This is a genomic window from Streptomyces sp. NPDC006510 (genome assembly GCF_040611955.1).
Classification (GTDB): Bacteria; Actinomycetota; Actinomycetes; order Streptomycetales; family Streptomycetaceae; genus Streptomyces.
This window is the reverse complement of record NZ_JBEXPH010000227.1, coordinates 1-11849: the sequence shown is the minus strand read 5'-3', so window position 1 is coordinate 11849 and position 11849 is coordinate 1. Positions and strand designations below refer to the sequence as shown.

The following is an 11849-nucleotide window of genomic DNA, read 5'->3' as shown; positions in this document are numbered from 1 at the left end:
AAGCACCAGGCCACAGCCCGTCGCAGCCACTACCGACGACGATCCGCCGATGAACCCACGGGATAGATCACGAAACCGTACTGGAGTACTAGGCCGTACTCGGCCCACAGGTCCTCGTAGTGGTACAGGCCGGTGAGGCAGTCGCGGACCCGTGGCTCCCAGTCGACGCTGCGGATCGCCGCGAGAACGAACGCGGCGACGACCGGGCAGACGACGTCTCCCGCCTGCTGGAACTGCGACGAGCGGGAGCCCTGCCAAGGGCTAGGCGGCGCGGAAGGAGACGAGAGTTCCGGCCTCGGCGGGGGGTGAGGCGCAGCCCGTCACGTTTGCGGACCCAGGTGCGGGGGTTGCCCGTGAGGCACCAGGACGGCTTGTCGGCGGAGAAGCAGTTCCCGCCCTTCACGCGGCCAGTGGCCGGGGCGACGGGACGCTGCCCGCGCGTATTGACCCGTTCCCCCCGCTGGATGGGGTCAAGCCTCCCCAGTATGAGACAACTACCTTCTCAGGCACCCGGCGGATCCCGCGAAGACATTCCCGTACTGCTACCTGTCGAACCAGTGGCAGAGAATGAAAAGGGCCGGGGGATTGGATATACCTGATGGGATGGTCATGTATGGGTTCCGGCACTTCTTCGCCTCGAATTGCCTGTCCAATCGCATTCCCATCACCGACGTGGCTGAGTGGATGGGGCACAAGAGTATCGACGTGACGTTCAAGATCTACCGGCATCTCATGCCCGGCTCGCTAGGCAAGGCGGCCATGCTCCTGGACGTCGGCCTGACCGCCTGAGGCTGGGCAGGACGCTCCCGCACCAAGGTCGCAGGGAACCATCCCGTCGCGATGCTGACCCTTTGCTGACCCCTCACGGACTCAAAGGGTCTGACCTGGGGAAACGCTGAAGCGGGGTGAGACGTGGTGGAACTTCATCGGGCGGTTCCACGAGGAGATCGAGGAGGCCGGGCGCGGCTGGACGGAAAGCTCCCGCTTCGGCGACGTGAAGGGCTACGACGGCGACCGCCTGCCCGCCCCCGAACTGCCGCCGGTGGTGCTGAAGCCGCGAGGAGGGGTGCGCTGATCCGTCGTACCGCGGTCGCCGCCGCCGTCCGGAGAACCGGGTGGGCGGCCCGGTCCGAGGCAGCACCCCGGCCCGGCGCACAGGGTCCCGCCCGGGGCCGGGCGGTGCGGCCGCTCCGCGTCGATGGGGCGTCGGGTACTGCCTCCGCACCGTCAGTCCCTTCGGCGCCTCAATGTGCGCCGCGCCGTCGGCGTCGACCGTGAGATCCGGCCGTCCACCCGCGACAGCGAGCCCCGCGACCTTCAGTGGACGGTGCGCCTCCGCGAACCCGGGCGACCGTGAGCGTTCCGCCGGGGACACCGGCAAAAAGCCCCAGCACCGACTGGACCTCCGAGTTCGCGATGGTGCAACGAGCGGTTCATCGCTCGTCGTCGATGCCCTGGAGGTCGACAGGCTGCGTTCCGTTGAAAGTCACGAGGATTCCGTAGGGGTCCGCCAGCCGAAGCCTGCTCTCGGTGAAGCGGATTGCCCAGGTCTGGTCGGCCCACACCGTTGCTTCGGGAACTGCCAACGGCAACTCCGGAAGGTCCAGCCAGCTCAGTTCCTTGGCTGTGAGGTCAAAACGTCGCTCCCGGAGTCGGGTGCGGCAGTACTCCAGTGCTTGAGCGACGAAGTCGTGGAAACGGCTCACGACGTCGTGAGCGAGTTGGAGGGTGGTCTCTTCCGGCGGGGCCGCCGGCTCGATCACCACATTCATACCGGCTGGTTCCGAGCCTTCCGGCCCCGGGAAGTATCCGCTCCAGCAGGCCAGGTATGGAGGGCTTTCCGCCCGTCTCAGCACAAGTCCGGCGATATGCAAGGTTGCGGGCAGCTCCATGCCAGTGCCGGCCTCCTCAGTACCCAGGACGCTCGGTGGTTCGTCATTGTCGGACATTGGCTCAACATAGGCCAAGCCCCGTCACAACGATGTGCACCGAGTGCGGCGGGAGGGCCTCGGCCTGGACGTCTGCTCCGCGGGCGAGCCGTCGCCCGGGTTCTTTACCCAGCCACGATGCAGCTGGTCGGCCTGCACTGCCACATCGGCTCGCAGCTCACCGCGGTCGCTGCGACGCGCATCCTGCGTCCCTGTCGTTGCCCCTGGTGAGCCCGGCCGTGATCAATTCTGGAACGAGACCTGCGGGTGGTACGCCGCGTACGCGACCGCGCCCGCCGCGGCCTCGGTGGCGTCCTTCAGAACGGCTTTGGCCTCCGGGCTTTCGAGGCCCGGCGTCTCGACGGACAGTGCGCCCAGGTAGTCGAGAAACCCCTCCGCGAGCGACTGCCGTTCGAACGTGGCCATCGGGCCGGCCTTGGACATGGACCCGACCTGACCCCCGATACGGTCGACGAAGTCCGTGCGCGCCGCCGAGACCATGGCCTCGCCCACCTGATGACGCTCTATCCGCACTGCCCCGCTCCGCCCGGCCCCAGCCCAACGATCTCGTGCCTGGCCGGCTCCGGCGCGTCGAGGCCTTGATCGCCGTGCCGCGGTACGGCTTACCGGGGCGTCGCGGCCAGTGCCTCGCTGGCGCCATCGGTGTGGTGACAGGCGATGTCGCCGCTCGGCGCACTCCCCGTGCACAGCGCCCTGGGCCGGAAGCCGCACCGGAACCGCCGCTGAAGCGCCCCGCGCGCGGACCGGGCGCCCGGACAGAGAGGTTCCGTCCGGGCGCCCGGTGCGTGGTGCTCAGCGGCGGCGCAGGCTGAGACGGTGCACGCCGCCGTCGATGGTGCCGACGTAGAGCGTGCGGCCGTCGGCGCTCGCGGCCAGCTTCGTCGTATCGGTGTTCTGCAGGCCGGTCGAGATGTTGTGCCAGCTCCGACCGCGGTCGGTGCTCCGCAGCACGCCGCGGCCGCCCTGCAGGAGACCGCTGGCCCCGGAACGTGTGGTGGCCGCGTAGTACGTGTCCCCGACCCGGAGCAGGTCGGAGACATGGATCGCGAGAGGACCGGTGTCCGCGGCGCGGAAGGTCCGGCCGCCGTCGGTGCTGACGCGGACGCTGTCGCCGCCGATGACGAGACGTCGTCCGTCGATGTCGATCGCGGTCACCGGGCCGTCGGCGACCCGGGTGACGGTCACCCCGCCGTCGTCCGACCGATAGAGACCGGAACGGTTGCCGAGCCACAGGCGCAGCGGGTCGGCGGGATCGCCCGCGATGGTGTCGAAGGAGCGCTCGTGGTACAGGTTCTTCCACGTCGCGCCGCCGTCGCCGGTGGCGAACAGCCCCTGGCCCAGCAGGCTCCGGAAGCTGACCATCACCCGGTCCGGGTCGGCGGGGTGTACCAGGAGCGCCGTCGGCACCTCTGCCGAACTGCCCCTCTTCTCCCAGGTGGCGCCGCCGTTGCCGCTGCGTTCGACGGTGAACGAGCCGAACGCGGTGCGCCGGACCTTCCAGATCACCTTCGGATCCTTGGCCGACACGGCGAGTTGCGGGACGGTGACCCCCCTCATGCCCTCGCCGCCCGACCGGCCCCACTCCGGGCTCGCGACGGGAAGGGCGGTGCGGTAGATCGCGCTGTCGGTGGCGGCCAGCAGATGGCCGTCACTGACCGCGAGGTCCTGGACGGTCAGACCCTGGACGCCGATCCGTCGATATCCGGTGCCGTCCCCGGTACCCCGGTAGACACCGTCCTGCTCACTGGAGACGGTGACGGAACCGTCGGCCCAGCGGTCGTAGTCCACCGGCAGTGCCGCGCGCGACGGCACGGCGACCGTGGTCCACGTCTGCCCGTGGTCGCGGCTGAGCCGGCCGCTTCCGGACACCGTGCTCAGGTACAGATCGCCACCCGAGACGGTCAGGCCGAGGCCGCCCTCCGCCATCGGCAGCAGGGTGGACCAGGTCTTCCCGCCGTCACGGGAACCGACAACTCCGGTGCCCATGACGTACACCGCCACGACCGAGGAGTCGACGGCAAGCCCGCCGACGTGCCCGACGGCCGCCTCGAAGAGCCTTCGCGCCTCGCCGGGGTTGCCCGAGCCGATGCCGGAGCGGGTCCAGACACCGCCGTTCGTCGTCATGTAGAGGGTGTCACCGGTGACCGCGGCGGCGGTGACGGCGCCGGAAACACCGGTCGGATACGTCGTCCAGTGGTCGCCCGCGTCCGTGCTGACCAGCAGCGCGTCGGAGGTGACCGCGACCAGGGTGCGGGTTTGCTCATCGGCGGTGAGCGCCGTGATGCGGGTGTCCGGGACGTCGAGCTTGCGCCAGGTACGGCCGTTGTCGTCGGTGCGCAGGACGGCACCCCGGCGACTGAAATCGTGGACGCTGTTCACGGAGTACCACCAGCGGTCGGGATTCTTCGCGTCCACCACGAGCTGCCCCGTGCCGTCCGCGACCGGCAGCCGTCCCAACTGCCGCCAGGAGGCCCCGTTGTCGGTGGTCAGCCAGGGAGCCGCCTTCTGGTACTGGGTGAGGACGGCCTGCTCCGGCCGGCCCGGGGCGAGGGTGATGGAGCCGGCCTGGCCGTTTGGCCCCACCGGCTTCCAGCGGTTCTGGCGGCTGTCGACCGGCGTGACCTCGAAGGCACCGGCGCCGGTGAGCCGCTGCCCGGTACCGGCGGTGCCGCGAACCGAGACCCGGTAGGCACCGGCCGCGCTGCCGGTCACCTCGGCCCGGTAGTAGCCGCTGGCGGGATCCAGGGTGGACGTGACCTCGACGGCCTTGCCATGAGGCGGGGTGACGGTGACGACCGGTGGTGCGGCCAGCCGGGTCGGAGGGGCGATGTGCACTGTCGAGTGACCGTCGCTCGGGTCGGGTGCGGCCTGGACGGCCAGGTACCGGACGGCGAGCAGATAGGGCACGTGGATCGCCGGTCCCCGGTCGGGGGTCGCCGTGAGGCGGCCGCTGATCTCGGTGCCCGCGGCCGGCCGGGCGACACGCAGCGAGACCGTGACGGTCGCGGTCCGCCCCGCCGGGATGGTGACCCGCTTCGGTGAGACCGAGGCCCGGCCGTCGATCCGCAGCGTGGTGGTGACCTGCCGCTTGCCGGAGTTCCGCAGCGTCACCTTCGCGGTGCCGCCGACCCGCTGGCCGGACAGGTCGGCGAGTCCGAAGGACACCGAGGCCGGTGCGGCGCCGACCGTGGCCGAGGCGGCCGCGGCCACATCGAGCCGGCCCGATCCCTGTGTCGTGGGCCCGCTGCCGCTCAGCGGCTCGGCGGTGCCGACCAGCGCGGCCTTGATCTCGGCGGGCGTCCGGCCGGGGTGCAGCTGGCGCAGCAGGGCCGCCGCGCCGGCGACGTGCGGGGCCGCCATCGACGTGCCCGACATGCGGTACTGGCCGGGCCCGTAGAGCGCCTTGGGCACGGTGGAGCGGATCTCCACGCCCGGTGCGACCAGATCGGGCTTCAGGCCGAACCTCTGGGAGGGACCGCGTGAGGAGAACGAGGCGATCCGGTCGGTGGTGTCGGTGCTGTGCAGCGTCACGGAGACCTTCCCCACGGCGAGCCGGGCGCTCAACTCCGTGTACTGGGTCGAGTCCATGCCCATGACCACCAGACGGTCCATGCGCAGCGAGTCCCCGGAGGCGTCGATCCGCGCGGGCGAGGACGGCACCTGCGCCACTCCCGGCTCAGGGCTCACCTCCGGCGGCCGGACCTCTCCGGGCGCTCCGGCCGCGAACACCGGGCCGTCGTTGGAGGGCAGGCCGGCCAGCACGGCGATCGCGCCGCGCTTCTCCGCCTCCTGCGCCCATTCCACCGCGCTCGCCGTCAGGTACTGGGCGTCGGAGGCGATGAGCATCCGGGCCCGTACGATCTTTCCGCGTACGTCGCCGACCCGCTTCCAGTCCTCGGGGGTGCCCTCGCCGACATCGACGAGCGGTGCCGTGACGGGGCGCTGCGGCGGGTTCGCGGACAGGATTCCGCGGTAACTCTGGATCAACTCGGGTTTCCTGCCCGCCAGGTACGCGCTGGGCAACCGCAGATTGCTCGTCGACGCGCCGACCGCGACCACGCCGTCGGCCGTCGCGGGGCTGCTGACCGTACCCGTGCCCGGTCCGTCGTTGCCGGCCGCGGCCACCACGACCACACCGGCGCGTACGGCCGCGGCAGCGGCGCGGCCCAGCGGGTCGGTGCCGTCACCGGGGCCGCCGAGGCTCAGGTTGATGACATCGGCGCGGTGCGGGTTGGCCGGATCGGAGGCCGCCTCGATGCCGGCGATGATGTCGGACGTGTAGCCGGAGCCGTCGGCGTCCATCACCTTGTAGGCCAGCAGGTTCGCGCCCGGCGCCACACCCGTGACGCCGCCCTTCTTCGCGGCCTTGCCCGCGATGATCCCGGCGACATGGGTGCCGTGGCCGTTGTCGTCCATCGGGTCCTCGTCACCGTTGACGAAGTCGTGCCCGCCGACGACCTTGTGGCCCTTGCCGAGTCCGCCACCCAGGTCGGGGTGGGTGTAGTCCACCCCGCTGTCCAGGATCGCGACGGTGGTCCCCTTGCCGGTGACGCGGCTCCCGGCGGGGTCCTTGCGCTGCCAGACGCCGGGTGCGCCGATCAGCGGCACGCTCACGTCCGTCTTCGTCAGCACCCGGGTGTCGGCGCGGACGGCGGTGACACCCGGCAGCGAGGACAGCCGCGCCACCTCGGACGCGGGCACCGTCATCGCCACGGCATCGATGAGCAGCCCCAGCCTGCGGGTTGCCGATGGGTGCAGCCCGGCGCGCTTCGCCGAGCCGAGGAATGTCCTCTGCCGCGCGTCGAGCGCGCGGCGGGCGGTGCCGATGCCGCGGGCGGCCTCGGCGGACAGCAGCGATCCGCCGGGTGCGGCGGTGACCGCCGGGTTCCCGGACAGCTCGACGATCACTCGTTGCGAAGGGCCGGGCGCGGACGCGTCGGCGGCACCCGGTACCGCCGCCAGCGTGCCGGCGAGAACAACAGCGGCGAGAGCGGCATGACGCGATCTTCGTGACTTCATTGCCATGCGTAAAGGTCCTAGTGGTGCGGGCACTTGCCGCACAATGGATCTTCGTGGCCCATTGCTGCCGCTGGCACAACTGGGCCACCATCCGTCCATGACTCCCGAGACACCGCGACTCACGGCGGCAGGCATCGATCCGTTCGACGAGAGCGTCTACCGAGCCGTCCTGACCCGGCGGACGGCGGCACCCGCCGAACTCACCGCGGACCTCGGCTGTTCGGCCGAGCGCGTCGCCAGAGCACTGGACCGGCTCCGCGACCACGGACTGGTCGGCCGGCTCGCCGGCACCCGCCGCCGGTACGCCGCGATCGAGCCCGGGGCCGCCGTCGAGGCACTGGTGCGGGCCAGAAGCAACGAGCTGGAGAAGGTCCGTTCGGCGGCAGACGAGCTGTCCCGGCTGTTCGCCGCGGCGCGCACCGGAGCCACGGACGAGGACGAGGTGGAGATCACCACCGGCAGCGAGGCACTCGGCCGCTGGTTCGTGCGACTCCAGCAGGAGGCCCACGAGGACGTGATGACCCTGGACCGGCCGCCGTACGCCCTGACCACCTCCAACCCGGTGGAGGCGACGGCACTGGGACGCGGCGTACGGTACCGCGCGGTCTACGCCCCCGAGGCCCTGGAATGGCCGGGCGTCCTCGACGACATCCGCGAGCTGGTCCGGCACGGCGAACAGGCCCGTGTCCTGCCGGGCCTGGGCATCAAACTCGCCATCGCCGACCGAAAACTCGCCCTGATGCCGCTCTCCCTCGACCTCGACGACGTCCGGGCCGCGGTGATCCGCCCGTCCACCCTGCTCGACGCCCTGACCGGCTACTGGGAGATGTGCTGGAAGCAGGCCCTGCCCCTCAACGCCCCCGCCGAGGACCCCCTCGGCGAGGAGGACCGACTCGTACTCACCCTGCTGGTCAGCGGCCTCAAGGACGAGGCGATAGCCCGCCAGCTCGGCTGGTCCGTACGCACCATGCGCCGCCGCATCAGCCGCCTCCACGACCTCCTCGGCGCGGCCAACCGCTTCCAGGCCGGCGTGATCGCGGCCCGCCGTGGCTGGCTGTGAACCCGCACGCGGACGGCGCGGAGGTCCGGGCGACGAGTGGATGTGTTTCTCGGCACGCGTCGCATGCCTGCACAATGCGACGCGTGACTGATGAAGATCCGTACCTGTGGCTGGAAGACATCGACGGTGAGGCCGCCCTCCAGTGGGTGGCCGAGCGGAACGCCGAGACGGCGGCGGCGCTGGCCGCCGACGCCGGGTTCGCATCCCTGAAGGAGAGCCTGCGGGAGGTGCTGGACGCCACGGACCGTATCCCCTACACCGTCCGTCGCGGAGCGTTCCTCTACAACTTCTGGCAGGACGCCGGGCATGTGCGTGGTGTGTGGCGGCGTACGACGCTGGAGCAGTACCGCAAGGACTCGCCCGAGTGGGAAGTCCTTCTCGACGTCGACGCGCTCGCCGCGGCGGAGGACGAGAAGTGGGTGTGGGCGGGTGCACAGGTGCGCCACCCCGAGTACGACCGGGCGCTGGTGTGCTTGTCGCGCGACGGCGGTGACGCCGTCGTGATCCGCGAATTCGACCTCGCCACCCGGACGTTCGTCGAGGGCGGCTTCCAGGTGGGGGAGGCGAAGACCCGGATCGGGTGGATCGACGCCGACACCGTCTTCATCGCCACGGACCTGGGCCCCGGCTCGCTGACCGAAGCCGGCTATCCGCGAACCGTACGCAGATGGCGCCGCGGCACGCCACTGGAGGAGTCCGCCCAGGTCTTCGAGGCCGGGACGGGAGACGTGGCGGCCTGGGGCCGGCGCGACACCACACCCGGTTTCGAGCGGGACTTCGTCGACCGGTGGCTGGACTTCTTCCGCAGCGAGACGTTCCTGCTGACCCCGGACGGCACCCTCGTCAAGATCGACGTTCCCGACGACGCCAGTGCCTACCCGCATCGACAGCACCTCATCGTCGCCCCGAAGTCGGACTGGCTCGGGCAGCCGGCGGGCTCCCTGCTGGCGTTCGGCTTCGACGCCTTCCTGGCAGGTGACCGCACCGCGGAGGTGCTGTTCACCCCGGACGAGCGGACGGCCCTGGCCGGGCACTCCTGGACCCGCCACCATCTGATCCTGGCGACGATGCGCGACGTCAGCACCCGCATCGAGGTCCTCGCCCCCACCCCCTCGGGCGGTTGGGCACGCAGGCCGCTCGCGGACGTCCCGTCGCTGTCCTCCGCCACGGTCGTGGACACGGACCCGGACATCTCCGACGAGTACTTCCTGGACGTGTCGGGATTCTTGCAGCCGTCCGCCCTCCACCACGGGCGGATCGGCGCCGACTCCGAGATCCTCAAGCAGGCTCCGCAGCGCTTCGACACGGCCGGTCTGGATGTGGAGCAGTTCTTCGCGACCTCCCAGGACGGCACGCGGGTGCCCTACTTCGTGATCGGCCCCGTTCCCACCCCTGACCGTCCCGGCCCCGGTCCCGCGCTGCTCTACGGCTACGGCGGTTTCGAGGTCCCCCTCGTCCCGTCCTACGACGCGGTGACGGGCCGGGCGTGGCTGGAGCGCGGCGGCACCTACGTGATCGCCAACATCCGGGGCGGCGGCGAGTACGGACCGGACTGGCACCTGGCCGCGCTCGGCGCGGACCGGCCGCGCGCCTTCGAGGACTTCGCGGCCGTCGCCACGGATCTCGTCGCACGGGGCATCACCACCCCGGCCATGCTGGGCGCCGCGGGGGGAAGCAACGGCGGCCTGCTGATGGGCGCGATGATCACCCGCTGTCCGCATCTGTTCGGCGCGATCGTCGCCCAGGTACCGCTGCTGGACATGCTCCGCTTCCACAAGCTCCTCGCCGGCGCGTCCTGGACCGCCGAGTACGGCAACCCGGACAACGAAGCCGATCGCCCGCACCTCCGTGAGCTCTCTCCGTACCACCGGCTCACCGCGGACCAGGTCTACCCGCCGGTCCTGCTGACGACCTCCACCCGTGACGACCGGGTCCACCCCGGCCATGCCCGCAAAACGGCCGCACGGCTGCGCGAACTCGGTCACCCGGTCCTGTTCCACGAGAACACCGGCGGTGGCCACGCGGGCGCCGCCGACAACGAGCAGTCCGCCCACATCCAGGCACTGATCCATACCTTCCTGTGGCAGCACCTGGCGCAACCGGTGCGGCCGACCACCGACTGACCGGGCGGGACGCACCTACCGGTCGCCTGCGGGACGAACACGCCGGCGGCGCCGGCGTTACTCGTTCAGATCAGGACGATCGGGTTGCTGAGCGCCGCCATGTGCCGTCCGGATGGCGTACCTCGACACGCACGAACGCGGCATCCGCCGCGCCGGTGCGCCACTCCACGGTGCCTGCCCCCGAGTCGGGCAACGACGCGCGATGCATGTTGCCCGACTCGGTGTGCAAGCTGACAGTGCCCGAGGGCACACCACGTACGCCCACCCGCACCTCGGCCGGCGCGGCGCCTGCCTTCAGCCGCTCACCGATCCCGGCGCTCCGGTCGCCGGCCGAGGCCGTGAACGACAGCTCGACAGCGGCCGATCCGGCGATCCAGCTCCGGCCGGCCCGGATCCCGGCGAGGATCGCGTCGGCGCTCAGTTCCTCGGCCGGCACGACGGTGTGCGGGATTCCGATCTGGCCCTCCAGGTGCGTGTCACTGTTGCCCATCGCCGGCCGCCACCGCCCCCGGTGGATGTCTGCGGCCAGGCCACGGCCCCACTCGGCCAGGGCCGCCTCGTTGTCGGCATTCCATGGCGCGTCCGAGCTCCACAGCCCGTTCCACACCTCGACCACATCGAACCCCTGGTACGGGTACATGAACGTGCCCGAGGGGTACGGTGCGTGCGGATGGGCCGCCACGCACAGCCCACCGGCCCGATGGACCTCGTCCAGCTGCCGCTCGACCCGCTCGTCCCGCAGGCCGTACCGCCAGTCGACCACCTGTCCGGGGCGGATGCCCAACGCGAGCCAGTGCCCGGTCCGGGTAGTGACCTCTTCGCCGAGGATCACCAGCAGATCGTCACCGACGTGCCGGCTCCAGGCGCCGTGCGCCTCGGACGTGTTGTGTTCGGTGGTCGCCAGGAAATCCAGCCCCGACGCACGTGCACCGGCCGCGAGTTGCTCCGGCGTCAGCTCGCCGTCCGAGTACACCGAATGCACGTGACAGTCACCCCGGTACCAACCGCGCCCCCGGCCGGCCACGTGTGTCGGCGGAAACTCCGACTCAGCCATCCGTTCCCCTGTCGGCTCGATGCGGACTCGCAGCTCTCGGAATGCTATCCGCCCCCTCGTCGGGGGAGCAGTAGTACAGCGATCCCAGGCACATCGGGCAGGGGTGGGCGAGTACGTAGATGGTCGAGCCGGCCAGGCGCTCGGTGCCGAGCTTCCGGCAGGCCTCCGGGATGGCGAGGATCTCGGCGTGGGCGGTGGGGTCGTTGGTCTGGGCGACCCCGCTGGGGTTCTCGGCGAGGACCTCGCCGTCCTTGAGGATGACGGTGGCGAAGGGGCGTCCGCCCTCTTCGACATTCTTGCGGGCGATGTCGGTGGTGTGCTGGGCGAAGTCCACGGGGAGACCTCCGGTGGAAGTGGATTGGTGTGGGGGCGGCCCGGCGACGGGGCCGGGCCCGCCCGGGTCATGATCTGATGGGGCCTCAGAAGGGCTTGGTCGGAAGGTACTTGCCGTCCAGGGTGATCACGGCGCGCTCGCCGCCCTCGGGGTCGGCGACCTTCTTCACGTCCAGCTTGAAGTTGATCGCGGAGATGATTCCGTCGCCGAACTGCTCGTGGACCAGGGCCTTGAGGGTGGTGCCGTAGACCTGGAGCATCTCGTAGAAGCGGTAGATGGTCGGGTCGGTGGGAATGCCGCCGGGGATCGA

General features: G+C 70.9%; 8 protein-coding genes and 2 pseudogenes. 4 read left to right on the top strand and 6 right to left on the bottom strand.

Annotated elements, in window-relative coordinates; all coding sequences use genetic code 11:
• Positions 1–495: 495 nt before the first annotated feature.
• Both ABZY11_RS38360 and ABZY11_RS38355 read left to right on the top strand, forming a co-directional pair.
• A pseudogene (locus tag ABZY11_RS38360) lies at positions 496–789 on the top strand (tyrosine-type recombinase/integrase); the annotation flags it as partial.
• Positions 790–913: 124 nt separating this feature from the next.
• Positions 914–1075, top strand: a pseudogene (locus ABZY11_RS38355) (pirin family protein); the annotation flags it as partial.
• Positions 1076–1433: 358 nt separating this feature from the next.
• Here ABZY11_RS38355 and ABZY11_RS38350 read toward each other — a convergent pair.
• The 3 genes from ABZY11_RS38350 to ABZY11_RS38340 form a co-directional block, all read right to left on the bottom strand.
• Positions 1434–1949: a hypothetical protein gene (locus ABZY11_RS38350; protein WP_356483601.1), complete on the bottom strand. Its 516-nt coding sequence runs from the start codon at positions 1947–1949 to the stop codon at positions 1434–1436.
• A 222-nt stretch (positions 1950–2171) separates the two neighbouring features.
• The gene (locus ABZY11_RS38345; RefSeq protein ID WP_356483600.1) at positions 2172–2462 is read right to left on the bottom strand and encodes a hypothetical protein; all 291 of its coding nucleotides are present in this window, start codon (positions 2460–2462) and stop codon (positions 2172–2174) included.
• A 279-nt stretch (positions 2463–2741) separates the two neighbouring features.
• A complete protein-coding gene (locus ABZY11_RS38340) occupies positions 2742–6974 on the bottom strand; it encodes a S8 family serine peptidase (protein WP_356483599.1) in 4233 nt (1410 codons plus the stop codon).
• A 91-nt stretch (positions 6975–7065) separates the two neighbouring features.
• Between ABZY11_RS38340 and ABZY11_RS38335 the strand changes: the two genes are divergently transcribed.
• Positions 7066–8028, top strand: coding sequence for a helix-turn-helix domain-containing protein (locus ABZY11_RS38335; protein ID WP_356483598.1), 963 nt, complete (start codon positions 7066–7068; stop codon positions 8026–8028).
• A 74-nt stretch (positions 8029–8102) separates the two neighbouring features.
• The gene (locus tag ABZY11_RS38330; RefSeq protein ID WP_356483597.1) at positions 8103–10151 is read left to right on the top strand and encodes a prolyl oligopeptidase family serine peptidase; all 2049 of its coding nucleotides are present in this window, start codon (positions 8103–8105) and stop codon (positions 10149–10151) included.
• A 70-nt stretch (positions 10152–10221) separates the two neighbouring features.
• Here ABZY11_RS38330 and ABZY11_RS38325 read toward each other — a convergent pair whose 3' ends face one another.
• From ABZY11_RS38325 to cynS, 3 genes are all read right to left on the bottom strand, one after another.
• A complete protein-coding gene (locus ABZY11_RS38325; RefSeq protein ID WP_356483596.1) occupies positions 10222–11133 on the bottom strand; it encodes a CehA/McbA family metallohydrolase in 912 nt (303 codons plus the stop codon).
• 64 nt (positions 11134–11197) lie between these two features.
• Positions 11198–11539 carry a nucleoside deaminase gene (locus tag ABZY11_RS38320; protein ID WP_356483595.1) on the bottom strand — a complete coding sequence of 114 codons (342 nt, stop codon included), beginning with the start codon at positions 11537–11539 and terminating at the stop codon, positions 11198–11200.
• Positions 11540–11624: 85 nt separating this feature from the next.
• The coding region (gene cynS / locus ABZY11_RS38315; protein WP_356483594.1) for a cyanase at positions 11625–11849 on the bottom strand (225 nt) is incomplete at its 5' end.